The organism is Streptomyces sp. NPDC023541 (genome assembly GCF_055559995.1).
The window spans coordinates 259,859-273,582 of the sequence record NZ_JBVHJO010000005.1; the positions used below are offsets into that span (position 1 = coordinate 259,859).

Sequence of the window (13,724 nt, forward strand, 5' to 3'; positions counted from 1 at the left end):
GGCGAGGCCCACTCTTTTCAGCCCCGCCGACCCGCCCAGTCCGGCCGACCCGCCCAGCCCCGCCGGCGCTTGAGACGCGGGGGCCCGGGGGCAGCGCCCCCGCCACGGTGCCGCACCCGGCAGGACACCGCGCGGGCTACGCGGACGGCTTCCGCCGGGCCAGCACCCGCACTCCGGCCACGGACGGAACCGGCGCAACGGCCGGCACCGGCGGGGCCACCGGGGCCGGCCCCAGATCCAGCCCCGCCACCACGGTCACCGTCCGCCGAGCCACCCGTACCCGTACGGCAGGCTCCGAAGCCACCTCAACCAGCGGAACCGGCGGAACCGGCGGAACCGGCGGAGCCACCGGCTCGGGCGGGATCTCCGGCACCAGCGTCCCCGACGCCTTCCGCATCAGCTCCCACCGAAGCTCCCGCACCCCGCTGTCGTGCCACCCACCGTCCACCGGAACATCCGCGTCCGCGTCCGCATCCGCGTCCGCCCCCACCGCGCCCGGACCGGCCGCCGGGCGGTAGCGCCACGCGTGCACCCCCACCGCCACCGGCACGGCCAGAACCAGCGTCCACGCGAAGGCCGCCGCCCCCGTGGCCCACCACACCGGACCGAACTCGGCCAGCCGCCGCGAGCCCAGCGGCCCCGCCGAGACCGCCGCGAGCCCGGCCATCGCCAGGCCGCACACCACCGCCCCGAGGGCCGCCGTCAGCGCGGTCTCCCCGTACGAGACCTCGCGCGCCCGGCGTACCGCGAACCAGCCCACCGCCAGCCCGGCGACCACCGGCACCCCGGCGGCCGCCCAGGTCAGCGGGGTGCCCGGGCCCGCGGCCGGGAGCGCCTCCAGCAGCGGGAACCGGGGCAGCGCGGGCGCGCCCGCCGAGCCGAGCGGGGTGGCCGTCACCCCGGCGCCGAGGGCGAACCCGGGACCGAGGGCGTAGGCCGCTCCCCAGACCATGGCGTTCGGAATCAGCGCGAGCGCGAGCAGCAGGACCGCGAACCGGCCGGACCACACCTCGGTCAGCGACAGGAACGAGGCCTGGACCTGCGACCCGTGCCAGGCGAGCGAGGCGCCGACGAGCAGCGCCCCGCCGCCCAGGAGCACCAGGGCCCCGCCCGCGCCCGCCCGCAGCGCCAGCGCGTACCTGGGGCGCACGAACCCCCTCCGTACGCCCCCCGGCAGCCAGTTCGGCAGCGGTCCGAGCGGACGCCCCTTGGCTCCCCACACACCACCGGCCGCGGCCGGCACGGCGACCAGCGGGACGTGCCAGGCGGCGCTGATCGGATCGGCCGGCATCGGGCCCCCGGCGGCGTACACCGTGGCAAGAGCCCCGACGGCGAGGTATCCGCAGAGCACGGCCGAGAACACGGCCGTCGCGGGCAGCACCTCCTCGTCGTCCTCGTCGCAGGCGCCGCCCAGCCGCGCGGCCCGCCGCATGAGCAGCACGGGCAGAGCGACGAGCAGCAGGGGCGTCACACCAACGGGTGCCGGGACGCCGGAAAGGGTCTCGTACCTCACCAGTTCGGTCCCGTGGGCGAGCAGCCACAGCCCGGCGGCGAGGTGCAGGGCCCCGCCCGGGCCGCTGTCCGGATAGGGGGAACTGATCCACAGGACGATGACGAGCACGGCGAGGAAGCCGAGCCCGAGTCCGGCCGCCACGGCACCGCCCACTACGCATGCGGCGGCGGCCGGTGAACGCCGCCGCGCACCGGCTCTCGGGGCCGCCGACAACCGGGTCTCGCGTTCGGTCACTTGGGTCACCCCGCCATGGTGCCAACGACACGCGCTATGGGCGGGTAACAGGCGAATGTCCGTGGTGTCGCCCAATATACGTTTATGTACTTTTTCGCTCAGGGCTGCCGGGTCGCGGGGAGTGCGGCATGACACGGAACGTCGAGGGCCTGCCCGCCCCGAACGAGCGCCGAAGACTGCGCGAAGCTGCGGAACTGACACTCCATGAGGTCGCCACCGCGGTCGGCGTCAACGCGGCGACGGTGCGCTCCTGGGAGTCCGGGCGCACCACCCCGCGCGGCCGCAAGCTCGACGCGTACGCGCGCTTCCTGGCCTGCCTCCCCGAACTGGAGGTGGCGGCGGACGCGACCGGTCCGCCGGGCCGCGCCGACCCGGCGGACCCGGCCGCCCCGGCCGACCCGGTCCTGGTGGCGGTCGCGCCCGGGGCCGAGGCCGGGACCGAGGCCGGGGCCGGGGCCGGGGCCGGGGCCGAACGCGTCCCGGAGGCTCCTGACGGGCCCACAGGTTTCGACGGGCCCGTCGAAACCGCCGCCGTGGCCGACGCGGGCAGCCCCGGCGGCACCTGGACCGCGCCCGCCGCCAGGCCGGCCACCCGGCCCGACGTACGCGCCGTCACCGATCCGGCCGAGGCCTTCGACACCCTCTACGACCTGGCCGCGCCCGCCCTCGCCCGGCAGGCCTACCTGCTCACCGGCCGCCGCGCGCTCGCCCTGGAAGCCGTGGACCGGGCCTTCACCCGGGCCTGGGGCCAGTGGCCCGAGGTGGCCACCGACCCGGACCCGGTGGGCTGGGTGCGCACGATCGTGCACGAGTACGCGCTCTCCCCCTGGCACCGGTTCCGGCGCTCCCACCGCCGGCCCGACCGGCCCCCGGCCGACCCCGCCGACCGGATCCTGCTCGACGCCCTGCTCGCCCTGCCCCGGATCCACCGCCGCACCGTCCTGCTCTACGACGGCATCGGCCTCGACCTGCCCGACACCGCCGCCGAGACGGAGGCCACCACTCCCGCCACCGGCAACCGCATCCTCAACGCGCACGCCGACCTCGCCGCCCGGGTACCCGAACTGGCCGACGTACCGGTCGAGAAGCAGTCCGCGGCGCTGCGGGAGCGGCTCACCGTGCTGCGGCCGCCGTTCTCCCTCGACCCGCGCCCGGCGGCGGCGGTCCGCGGCGGCGGTGAGCGGCGCACACGGCAGTGGACCCGGGCCACCCTGGGGCTGACCGCGATGATCACGGCCGCCACCGCCTACACGGCGGCGACCGCGCCCACCCGGTACGATCCCCCGCTCGCCCCCGGTGAGAGCGTGTCCGGGGTGCCGCCGCTCAGCGGCCCGCAGCAGCTCACCGAACGGAGCAGGGAACTCCACGACAAGCTCCGCGCGGACCCGCAGGCGGGTCCGGCGCGCGTCGCCCCGCGGCTCGACTGAGACGACGTACGCGAAAGGGCGTGGCCCGCACCCCGAGGAGGGTGCGGGCCACGCCCTTTCGGCCGTACGGCCGGTGCCTACTGAGCGGCGTTCAGGATCGCGCGCGCGAGCTGGGCGGTCTCGGTCGGCGTCTTGCCGACCTTGACGCCGGCGGCCTCGAGGGCCTCCTTCTTGGCCTGCGCGGTGCCGGAGGAGCCGGAGACGATGGCGCCGGCGTGGCCCATGGTCTTGCCCTCGGGGGCGGTGAAGCCCGCGACGTAGCCGACGACCGGCTTGGTGACGTTCTTCGCGATGAAGTCCGCCGCACGCTCCTCGGCGTCGCCGCCGATCTCGCCGATCATGACGATCAGCTCGGTCTCCGGGTCGGCCTCGAAGGCCTCCAGGGCGTCGATGTGCGTGGTGCCGATGACCGGGTCGCCACCGATGCCGACGGCGGAGGTGAAGCCGATGTCACGCAGCTCGTACATCATCTGGTAGGTCAGCGTGCCGGACTTCGAAACGAGACCGATCTTGCCGGGCTTGGTGATGTCGCCCGGGATGATGCCGGCGTTGGACTGGCCGGGGGTGATCAGACCCGGGCAGTTCGGGCCGATGATGCGGGTCTTGTTGCCCTTGGCGGTCGCGTACGCCCAGAAGGCGGCGGAGTCGTGCACCGCGATGCCCTCGGTGATGACGACGGCCAGCGGGATCTCGGCGTCGATGGCCTCGACGACGGCGGCCTTGGCGAAGGCCGGCGGGACGAAGAGGACGGAGACGTTGGCGCCCGTCTTCTCCATCGCCTCGGCGACGGAACCGAAGACCGGGACCTCGGTGCCGTCGAAGTCGACGGTGGTGCCGGCCTTGCGCGGGTTCACGCCGCCGACGATGTTGGTGCCGTCAGCCAGCATCAGCTTGGTGTGCTTCATGCCCGTGGCACCGGTCATGCCCTGGACGATGACCTTGCTGTCCTTGTTGAGGAAGATAGCCATGTGAGTCTGTGACCTCTGCCCTTACTTCGCAGCCGCGAGCTCGGCGGCCTTGTCGGCCGCGCCGTCCATGGTGTCCACGCGCTGCACCAGCGGGTGGTTGGCGTCCGAGAGGATCTTGCGACCCAGCTCGGCGTTGTTGCCGTCGAGACGGACGACGAGCGGCTTGGTGACCGCCTCGCCCTTCTCCTCCAGCAGGGCCAGCGCCTGGACGATGCCGTTGGCGACCTCGTCGCAGGCGGTGATGCCACCGAAGACGTTGACGAAGACGGACTTGACGTCCGGGTCGCCGAGGATGATCTCGAGACCGTTGGCCATGACGGCGGCGGAGGCGCCACCGCCGATGTCCAGGAAGTTGGCGGGCTTGACGCCACCGTGGTTCTCACCGGCGTAGGCGACGACGTCCAGGGTGCTCATGACGAGACCCGCGCCGTTGCCGATGATGCCGACCTCACCGTCGAGCTTGACGTAGTTGAGGTTCTTCGCCTTGGCGGCGGCCTCGAGCGGGTTCGCGGCGGCGTGGTCCACGAACTCCTCGTGACCCGGCTGGCGGAACTCGGCGTTCTCGTCGAGGGAGACCTTGCCGTCGAGGGCGATGACCTCGCCGGAGGCGACCTTCGCGAGCGGGTTGACCTCGACCAGGAGCGCGTCCTCGGCAATGAAGGTGTCCCACAGGGTCACGAGGACCTCGGCGACCTTCTCGGCGACCTCGGCCGGGAACTGCGCCAGCGCCACGATCTCGCGGGCCTTCTCGATGGTCACGCCCTCGTTGGCGTTCACCGGGACCTTGGCGAGCTTCTCCGGGGTCTCCTCGGCGACCTGCTCGATGTCCATGCCGCCCGCGACCGACGCCATGGCGAGGAAGGTGCGGTTGGTGCGGTCGAGGAGGTACGAGACGTAGTACTCCTCGAGGATCTCGGGTGCGGTCTCCGCGATCATCACCTTGTGGACCGTGTGGCCCTTGATGTCCATGCCCAGGATGTCCGTCGCGCGGGCGACGGCCTCGTCCGGGGTGGCGGCCAGCTTCACGCCGCCGGCCTTGCCGCGGCCGCCGACCTTCACCTGCGCCTTGACGACCGACTTGCCGCCCAGCCGCTCGGTGGCCTCGCGAGCCGCCTCAGGCGTGTCGATGACTTCACCGGCCAGCACCGGTACACCGTGCTTGGCGAAGAGGTCCCTCGCCTGGTACTCGAACAGGTCCACGCGCGTCCGTCCCTTGTCTTTTTTAAAGATTCGCAGTGATTCGCGGTTGTCTGCTATCTGCGTGGGCGTGCCGCGGAGGGCAACGTGACGGCGCTGTCACAAGGAAGGCGCACACGGTGACCGTGGACGCGGCATGTCCGTCCGGCAGGTTATCCCCGTGGGGCGCGCCTCCCTAAATCGCAGATCACACCTGAGCGGTGATACCTGTCACAGAACACCTCACGGTTGAACTGGAAATTCGTGTGATCGGCCCCTTCACACGGGGCGCAGGGGCGGGCGTGTCGGAGGTTCGTCAGGGGGTCGGCAGGGGCCGCTTCTCCAGCGCCGCGGCCATCACCTCCGGGAACAGGTCGGGGGTGCAGGCGAAGGCCGGCGCACCGAGCGCGGCGAGGGCCGCGGCGTGCTCGCGGTCGTAGGCCGGGGCACCCTCGTCGGACAGCGCCAGCAGGGTCACGAATTCGACGCCCGCCCCCTTCATGGCGGCCACGCGCCCCAGCATCTCGTTGCGAATGCCGCCCTCGTAGAGATCACTGATGAGGACGACGACCGTGTCGGCGGGTCGGGTGATCTTCGACTGGCAGTAGGCGAGTGCGCGGTTGATGTCGGTGCCGCCGCCCAGCTGGGTGCCGAAGAGGACGTCGACCGGGTCGTCGAGCTGGTCGGTCAGGTCGACGACGGCGGTGTCGAACACGACCAGGCGGGTGGCGATCGAGCGCATCGAGGCGAGGACCGCGCCGAAGACGGAGGCGTAGACGACGGAGGCGGCCATCGAACCCGACTGGTCGATGCAGAGGATCACCTCCTTTTTCACCGATTGCGCCGCCCGGCCGTATCCGATCAGCCGCTCGGGGACGACGGTGCCGTACTCGGGCAGGTAGTTCTTCAGGTTGGCCCGGATCGTGCGGTCCCAGTCGATGTCGCGGTGGCGGGGGCGGCTGATCCGGGCGGAGCGGTCGAGCGCTCCGGTGAGGGTGGCCCGGGTGCGGGTCGCGAGCCGCTTCTCCAGCTGTTCGACCACCTTGCGGACCACGGCCCGCGCCGTCTCCTTCGTCGTCTCGGGCATCGCCTTGTTCAGGGAGAGCAGGGTGCCGACCAGGTGGACGTCCGGTTCGACGGCCTCCAGCATTTCCGGCTCCAGCAGCAGGGCGGACAGCCCGAGCCGCTCGATCGCGTCGCGCTGCATCACCTGGACCACCGAGCTGGGGAAGTACGTCCTGATGTCCCCGAGCCAGCGGGCCACGTTCGGCGCGGAGCCGCCGAGTCCGGCCGAGCGCGGCGCCCCCGAGGTCCTGCGCGGACCCCCTTCGCCGCCTCCGCCGTACAGGGCGCCGAGCGCGGCGTCCATCGCCGCGTCCCGCCCGGTCAGCGCGTGCCCGGTCCCGTCCGCGTCTCCCCCGCCGAGCACCATCCGCCACCGCCGCGACCGCTCGCCTCCGGCGGGGTCCGCGGTGTCCTGTGCCGCCGCCACGCTCATGTCCGTACCGCTCATCCGTCCGTCCCCCTGCACTCGTCGTACGTGTCGCTCTTCGATTCGGCGCAGCCATCCGGCCCCGCCGGCGTTCGAGGCGCGGGGGTGCGGGGGCAGATCCCCGCACCGGCGCCGCACCCTCAGGCGGCAACCCCGTCGGGAGACGCCAGCAGCATCCGGACCAGCTCCGTCACCGCGTCCGCCCGCTCCCGGTCGAGCTCCGGGGCGAAGCCCTCGGGAGCGTCACCCGTCGACTGCGCCGACGACGGGCGACCGGGGCCGCGCCGGACCAGCTCGCCCAGGCTCCTCCTGACCCCCGGCTCGTACGCCCCGAACGTCCGCCTCAGCAGCGGCAGCACGTCGGTGAAGGCGCGCTCCGGGATCCCCACCAGCCAGGTGTCGATCAGGCCCAGCAGCCGGTCGTCGTGGACCAGCAGGGTGCCGCCGCCCGAACTCCCGCCCGCGAAGCCCTCGATCCAGCCCGCCGCGTCGGCGGGCGAGGCCGCCGGGGACAGCGCGAGCCCCATCAGCCGGGCTGTCTCCGCGGCCTCCAGCCGCCCGTCGTCGAGGAGGAGCCTGGCCGCCCTGCCACGGATGACGCCCGGCACGGCGTCCCGGTCGGCCAGCGTCCGCAGCACCGCGGACCAGCGCTCCCGCAGCCCGTCGTCGGCGTCCGCCAGCAGGCCGACCGCTCCGTGCACGCCGTCCACGTGGCCGCGCAGCTCCGCCGCCGCGTCGGCGTCCAGACCGGCCACGCAGGCCGGCGGGAGCGCGACGCATATCCGCTCGGCGAGCCCGGCCGCGACCGCGCCGAGCGCCGTCGCGTCGGTGCCCCGCACGTCCCCGTACCGCAGGGAACGGGCGAGCGCCGGGAGGGCCTTCGCGAGCCGTGAGACGTCGGTGTCCAGCGCGGCGCGGTCCGCGAGGGCCCGCAGTACGGCCGGCAGCGCCTCGGACAGTCCGGCGAGGAGGCACCTTTCGGCCAGCGCCGTCACCTCGCCCAGCTCCTCGGCGACCGCGGCGTCCGCCTCCGCCTTGGCGGTGGCCGCGGCGAGGACGGTGGTGCCCCAGATCCCGGCCTCGGCCACCCGTACGGACAGTTCCGGCTCCCAGCGCAGCCGCCAGGTCTCCCGGAAGGTTCCGGTGCTGCTCCGGGAGGCGGTGGAGGTGCCCCAGCCGATGCCGAGCAGCCGCAGCCGGTGCAGCAGCAGGGACTTTCCCGCGTCGGTGTCCTTGCGCAGGTCGAGTTCCAGCTCGCGTTCCTGCGCCTCCGCCTTGAGCCGCAAGGAGCGCTGCTGCCGCGTCAGGTCCCGCTGGAGCGGGACGACGGGAGCCCCGTCCGGGACCTCGCCGAGCACGTCGCCGACGACGAGGCGGTCCTCGATGAGCGCGAGCGGTATGTCGGAGCCGTCGCACATCACCGCCCGGACCGATTCCAGGGTCTCCGTCAGGCCGGGCAGGGGCCGTCCCCGCATCGCGGCCAGGGTCTCGGCGAGCCGGACCGCTTCGATGACGTGCGCCGAGGACACCTGCCGGTCCTCCTCGCGCAGCAGGCCGGCGACCTTGGTCAGCCACCGCTCGACGGGCCGGTCCCGGGCGGAGAAGAGGTGGGCGTACCAGCCGGGCGAGGTGATCCCCGCTCCGTACCCGCCGGCCCGGGCGAGCCGGCGGTGGGTCCACGGCACCCAGGTGGTCTCCACCTTGACCTTCGGCAGCCCGGTCAGCAGCGCCTTGTCGGCGGCCACGGTGGTCTTCGCCCGCAGCGCCGGGACGTGCCAGGCGCCGCACACCACGGCGTACCCGTCGCCGAACTCGCGGCGGGCGGCCCGCATCCGCTGGCGCATGTACGCCTCGCGGACCAGGTCGCGGTGGTGGCCGCCGTCGCCGTAGGCCTCGCGCAGGGCGGCCATGGCCTCCCCGAGCGCCTCGAACGCGGCGAGCGCCTCCTCGCCCGCGCCGCCGGCCCCGCGGTGCTCGACGACGTCCTCCCACCAGCGCTCGGGGTCGTCGTACCCGGCGGTCTCGGCGAGCACCGCGAGCGGGTCCAGCCTGACCGCGTCGGGCTCGGCGCGGTCCGCGTCCGGCTCCCCGGCGCCGGCCAGCGAGTGGGCGGCGGGCAGGTCCATGAACCGGACCGGTACGCCCGCCTCCTGTGCCCAGCGGATCGCGACCCACTCCGGGGAGAAGTCGGCGAGAGGCCAGAAGGCGGCCCGGCCCGGGTCGTCCGCGGCGTGCGCGAGCAGCGCCACGGGCGGCCGCATGCCGGGGTCGGCGGCCAGGTCGAGCAGGGCGTCCCCCTCGGGCGGTCCCTCGATCAGCACGGCCGCCGGGCGGGCCCCGTCCAGGGCGGCCCGGATCGCGCGGGCCGATCCGGGCCCGTGGTGGCGCACGCCGAGGAGCAGCGGGCCCTGGCGGGCGGTGCTCATACCGTCACCTCCCGGCAGGCCCGGTAGAAGTCCTTCCAGCCGTCGCGCTCGCGGACCACGGCCTCCAGGTACTCCTGCCAGACGACCTTGTCGGCCGCCGGGTCGCGGACGACGGCGCCGAGGATCCCGGCGGCCACGTCGGAGGGGCGCAGGACGCCGTCCCCGAAGTGGGCGGCCAGCGCGAGGCCGTTGGTGACGACGGAGATGGCCTCGGCGGTGGAGAGCGTGCCGCTGGGCGACTTCACCTTCGTCCGGCCGTCGTCGGTGACGCCGTCGCGCAGCTCGCGGAAGACGGTGACGACGCGGCGGATCTCCTCCAGGCCCTCGGGCGCGGCCGGCAGGTCGAGGGCGCGGCCCATCTGGTCGACGCGGCGGGCCACGATGTCGACCTCGGCGTCCGCGGTGGCGGGCAGCGGCAGGACGACGGTGTTGAAGCGGCGGCGCAGCGCGCTGGAGAGCTCGTTGACCCCGCGGTCGCGGTCGTTGGCGGTGGCGATGAGATTGAAGCCGCGGACGGCCTGGACCTCTTCGCCGAGTTCCGGTATCGGCAGGGTCTTCTCGGACAGGACGGTGATGAGCGTGTCCTGGACGTCGGCGGGGATGCGGGTGAGCTCCTCGACGCGGGCGGTCATGCCGTCGGCCATGGCCCGCATGACGGGGCTGGGGACGAGGGCTTCGCGGCTGGGGCCGTGGGCGAGGAGCCGGGCGTAGTTCCAGCCGTACCGGATGGCCTCCTCAGGGGTGCCGGCGGTGCCCTGGACGAGGAGGGTGGAGTCGCCGCTGACGGCGGCCGCGAGGTGTTCGGACACCCAGGTCTTGGCGGTGCCGGGAACGCCGAGCAGGAGCAGGGCGCGGTCGGTGGCCAGGGTGGTGACCGCGACTTCGACGATCCGGCGCGGGCCGACGTACTTGGGTGTGATCACCGTGCCGTCGTCGAGGGTGCCGCCGAGCAGGTAGGTGGCGACGGCCCACGGGGAGAGCTTCCAGCGGGTCGGGCGGGGCCTGTCGTCGGCGGCCGCCAGGGCTTTCAGTTCGTGCGCGAAGGCGTCTTCGGCGTGCGGTCGCAGCGCCTCGGCGCCGATGCCGTTCTCGGGCTTGCTCATGGTCCCCCTCCAATGCTCCGCAGCCGCTCCCGACTGCTGTTCCCACGGTGCACCACGCCACTGACAACGCCCGTCATCCATCACGTTGTTGCAGGTCAGAGCGATTGTCAGAGGGAGTCTCTACGGTGGTTCACATGACTGAGCAGGGGGTCCGCTGGACGGCGGAACAGGTACTGGCTCTGGCTCCTGACGATGCCTCACGCAAAGCGGGCGGCAGACTCGGCGGGGCGGGGCCGTGGTCACAGATCGGAGGTTCCGCTTCCGGTTCTGTATGGGGGTTGTGCAAGGGCAGCGGGAGCAATCCGTACCGGACGGTCGTCGACCTGACGGGACCGGCCTACAAGTGCTCCTGCCCGAGCCGGAAGTTCCCGTGCAAGCACGCGCTGGGGCTGCTCCTGCTCTGGTCCGCCGAGGGGGTCGGCGAGCCCGGGGAGGCGCCGGACTGGGCCGCGCAGTGGCTGGCCGACCGTGTCGCCAAGGCCGCGCGGACGGCGGCCGGGGCGACCGGGCCGGTGGACGAGGAGGGGGCCCGGCGCCGGGCCGAGCGGCGGGCTGCGCGCGTCGGGGCGGGCGTGACCGAGCTGGAACAGCGGCTGGCCGACCTTGTGCGCGGCGGCCTCGCGGGCCAGGAGCACGCGGGGTACGCGGCGTGGGAGGAGACCGCCGCCCGGATGGTGGATGCCCAGGCGCCCGGACTGGCCGGGCGCGTAAGGGAGTTGGGGACGATACCCAGTTGCGGCCCCGGCTGGCCCGCCCGGATGCTGGAGGAGGCGGCGCTGCTGCACCTGCTGGACCGGGCCTGGATGGGGGTGACGGGGCTTCCTGACCAGTTGGCGGCGACCGTGCGCAGCCGGATGGGACTGCCGGCCTCCGGGGAGGGGGAGGCCGTACGGGACCGCTGGCTGGTGCTCGCCCAGTACGACTCGGTGTCGCCGGACGGCAGGCTCACCACCCGCCGCATATGGCTGCGCGGGCTGACGGGGGGACGGCCCGCGCTGGTGCTGGACTTCGGACCGCCCGGGCGGCCGCCGGGGCTGGCTCTGCCGGTGGGGCTGGTGCTGGAGGCGGAGATGCGCTTCCGGCCCGGCTCGGCGGGGCTGCGGCCGGACCTCGGGGAGAGGTTCGCGGCGGCCGCGCCGTGCACAGAGGTGCCGGCCGGGGTGGGCGCTCGGGCGGCCCTGGAGGCCTACGGGGCGGCACTGCGGGAGGACCCGTGGCTGGAGTCCTGGCCGGTGGTGCTCGGTCCGGTGGTTCCGATACCGGGAGAGCCCGGCTGGCAGCTGGCGGACGCGGAGGGCGCCTCCGCCCTGCCGGTGCCCCTCACCGGGACGGGGAGCCGCTCCCGCGGAGGGCTGTGGCAGCTGGCCGCGTTGTCGGGCGGGGGCCCGGTGACGGTCTTCGGCGAGTGCGGCCACCGCGGGTTCACCCCGCTGACGGCATGGCAGCCCGGCTCGTCCGAGCCGGTCGCCCTGTCGTAGGGCGGACACCCCTGGCGGGGTGGGGAACGACCACGGCATCGCAGGGGGCCTGGGGGGTCCTGTGCCGTCACGCGAGGACGGCCGGGAGAGGTGCGGCGCCGGGGGGCGCCGCAGACGCAACGACGAGAAGCCGGGGGGCTTTCATGAACGACAACCACGCCAGTTGACCGAAGCCGCACGAGACACAGACAGCTCCGGTCCCGCGGAGGGGGCGGGACCGGGGCACCGGACACGACCGAGGACGAGCAGCGAGGGAGGGGCACCGATGGGCGAGGGTGACGAGGGGTACGGGGAGTGGCAGGAGCTGGTCGGCGCCGCGCTGCTGGGCACCGACCGGCGCCGGGGCGGGGGCCCGGCCGGCTCGCCGGAGGCACTGCTGGACGCGGCGGCGGTGCACGTTGTCCGCCGCCGGGCCGGGTTGCGGCCGGCGGGGGCGCGACCGCGCCCGCAGCCCGCACCCCGCGACCCCCGGCCGGCACCTCCGGAGGCAGCGAGCCACCGGCTCGCGCAACTGCTGGCGGGCCGCAGCGGCCCGGTGAACGGGGGCGGGCGGCGCGGGTCCGCCCCGGACCTGACCGAGCTGCTCCCGCAGTGGCTGGCCGCGGCCGGACGGCACGGCTACCGCGCGCCCGACGCGCTCGTACCGGCACTGCTGGACGCCGCCCGGGCCCGTACCGACCTGCGCCCGCACGCCCTGGCGCTGGCCGGGACGCGGGGGCTGTGGCTGGCTCGGATGAATCCCGACTGGCGGTTCGCCCTGCGCGGCGGGGCGGGCGGCGGGGAACTGCCGGACGTGACCGACCCCTCCGCGGTGGAACGTCTCTGGGAGGAAGGGCTGTTCGCGGAACGGGTGGCGCTGCTGGGCGCCGTACGGGCCCACGAGCCGGCGGCGGCGCCGCGGCTGCTGGAGACCACGTGGGCGAGCGAACGGGCCGAGGACCGGCTGATGTTCCTCGATTCGCTGAGGGCGGGGCTGTCCCTGGAGGACGAGTCCTTCCTCGAGGCGGCGCTGGGCGACCGCAGCCGCAACGTACGAGCGACCGCGGCCGAACTGCTGTCCGCGCTGCCGCAGTCGGCGCTGGCGGGACGAATGGCCGAGCGGGCCCTGGCCTGCGTGGGCCCGGAGGGGGTGACCCCGCCGGCCGAGTGCGATGCGGGGATGCTCCGCGACGGGGTGGTCAAGCGGCCGCCCGCCGGACGCGGAGAGCGTGCCTGGTGGCTCGGCCAACTGGTCGAGGCGGCGCCGCTGTCGTGCTGGCGGGAGCGGTTCGGGGGCCTCGGCCCTGCGGAGGTGGTCGCCCTGCCGGTGGCCGCGGCCGAGGGCTGGGCGGAGGAACTGCACGCCGCGTGGTGCCGGGCGGCGGTGCGCCAGCGGGACCCGGAATGGTCACGGGCCCTGCTCGGCCCGGCGTCGGCACCTCCCGCGGCGGGTCCTGGCACGGCCTCCCTCGCGGAGCGGGCCAAACTGCTGGAGACCCTGCCCGACGCGGAACGGGCCGAATGGGTCGCACAGTTCATACGGGCCCACGGGCTCTCCGAAGCGTTCCAGCTGCTCGGGGTGTGCGTGGTGCCGTGGGCGGGCGCACTGGGCCGGGCGGTGGTGGACGCGCTGGACATCGCCCGCGAGGCGGGCAGCTACCCGTGGAGCTTCAGCGGGGTGATGGGCCTGGCCGAGCGCTGCCTCGACCCCGTCGAGGCCGGCCGGCTGGAGGCCCTGACCGCCGCCGCGGAGGAGCCGCCGGACGCGTCCCCGGGCGCGGTGGCCTACTGGGCGGAGGCCTTCCAGCGGCTGGTGGCCACGCTCCGGCTGCGCGCGGCGATGCTGTCGGAACTGACCCCGGCCTGATCCTTCCCGGGTGGGATGGCTGATCCGGTGCGGTGCGGCAGGGCACCGGCCCCGGCCTTCC

9 protein-coding genes are annotated in these 13,724 nt (G+C 74.5%); 3 read left to right on the top strand and 6 right to left on the bottom strand.

What is annotated here, in order from left to right; translation table 11 throughout:
- Window positions 1–136 precede the first annotated feature (136 nt).
- Window positions 137–1,756, bottom strand: coding sequence for a cell division protein PerM (locus ACZ3X1_RS14755; RefSeq protein ID WP_467279938.1), 1,620 nt, complete (start codon window positions 1,754–1,756; stop codon window positions 137–139).
- Window positions 1,757–1,875: 119 nt separating this feature from the next.
- Between ACZ3X1_RS14755 and ACZ3X1_RS14760 the strand changes: the two genes are divergently transcribed.
- Window positions 1,876–3,174 carry a helix-turn-helix domain-containing protein gene (locus ACZ3X1_RS14760; RefSeq protein ID WP_467279939.1) on the top strand — a complete coding sequence of 433 codons (1,299 nt, stop codon included), beginning with the start codon at window positions 1,876–1,878 and terminating at the stop codon, window positions 3,172–3,174.
- Window positions 3,175–3,251: 77 nt separating this feature from the next.
- Here ACZ3X1_RS14760 and sucD read toward each other — a convergent pair whose 3' ends face one another.
- From sucD to ACZ3X1_RS14785, 5 genes are all read right to left on the bottom strand, one after another.
- Window positions 3,252–4,142: a succinate--CoA ligase subunit alpha gene (gene sucD, locus ACZ3X1_RS14765; protein WP_030659457.1), complete on the bottom strand. Its 891-nt coding sequence runs from the start codon at window positions 4,140–4,142 to the stop codon at window positions 3,252–3,254.
- Between the two features lie 21 nt (window positions 4,143–4,163).
- A complete protein-coding gene (gene sucC, locus ACZ3X1_RS14770; RefSeq protein WP_030659459.1) occupies window positions 4,164–5,342 on the bottom strand; it encodes an ADP-forming succinate--CoA ligase subunit beta in 1,179 nt (392 codons plus the stop codon).
- Window positions 5,343–5,634: 292 nt separating this feature from the next.
- Entirely contained in the window at window positions 5,635–6,831 is a 1,197-nt protein-coding gene (locus ACZ3X1_RS14775; protein ID WP_467279940.1) for a VWA domain-containing protein, read from the bottom strand.
- Window positions 6,832–6,950: 119 nt separating this feature from the next.
- Complete coding sequence (locus ACZ3X1_RS14780; RefSeq protein WP_467279941.1) at window positions 6,951–9,236, bottom strand: DUF5682 family protein; 2,286 nt, start codon at window positions 9,234–9,236, stop codon at window positions 6,951–6,953.
- Window positions 9,233–10,339, bottom strand: coding sequence for an ATP-binding protein (locus ACZ3X1_RS14785; protein WP_356811466.1), 1,107 nt, complete (start codon window positions 10,337–10,339; stop codon window positions 9,233–9,235). The genes ACZ3X1_RS14780 and ACZ3X1_RS14785 overlap by 4 nt, the downstream gene beginning before the upstream one ends.
- A gap of 134 nt (window positions 10,340–10,473) precedes the next feature.
- On the opposite strand from ACZ3X1_RS14785, the gene ACZ3X1_RS14790 reads away from it, so the two are divergent.
- Window positions 10,474–11,817: an SWIM zinc finger family protein gene (locus ACZ3X1_RS14790; protein WP_467279942.1), complete on the top strand. Its 1,344-nt coding sequence runs from the start codon at window positions 10,474–10,476 to the stop codon at window positions 11,815–11,817.
- A gap of 265 nt (window positions 11,818–12,082) precedes the next feature.
- Window positions 12,083–13,663: a DUF5691 domain-containing protein gene (locus ACZ3X1_RS14795; protein WP_467279943.1), complete on the top strand. Its 1,581-nt coding sequence runs from the start codon at window positions 12,083–12,085 to the stop codon at window positions 13,661–13,663.
- Window positions 13,664–13,724 lie beyond the last annotated feature (61 nt).

What these genes read in the sequence shown, in the direction of transcription:
- sucD (WP_030659457.1), bottom strand. Translation starts at nt 4,142, where the DNA reads ATGGCTATCTTCCTCAACAAGGACAGCAAGGTCATCGTCCAGGGCATG.
- ACZ3X1_RS14795 (WP_467279943.1), top strand. Translation starts at nt 12,083, where the DNA reads ATGGGCGAGGGTGACGAGGGGTACGGGGAGTGGCAGGAGCTGGTCGGC.
- ACZ3X1_RS14780 (WP_467279941.1), bottom strand. Translation starts at nt 9,236, where the DNA reads ATGAGCACCGCCCGCCAGGGCCCGCTGCTCCTCGGCGTGCGCCACCAC.
- ACZ3X1_RS14785 (WP_356811466.1), bottom strand. Translation starts at nt 10,339, where the DNA reads ATGAGCAAGCCCGAGAACGGCATCGGCGCCGAGGCGCTGCGACCGCAC.
- ACZ3X1_RS14760 (WP_467279939.1), top strand. Translation starts at nt 1,876, where the DNA reads ATGACACGGAACGTCGAGGGCCTGCCCGCCCCGAACGAGCGCCGAAGA.
- ACZ3X1_RS14790 (WP_467279942.1), top strand. Translation starts at nt 10,474, where the DNA reads ATGACTGAGCAGGGGGTCCGCTGGACGGCGGAACAGGTACTGGCTCTG.
- ACZ3X1_RS14775 (WP_467279940.1), bottom strand. Translation starts at nt 6,831, where the DNA reads ATGAGCGGTACGGACATGAGCGTGGCGGCGGCACAGGACACCGCGGAC.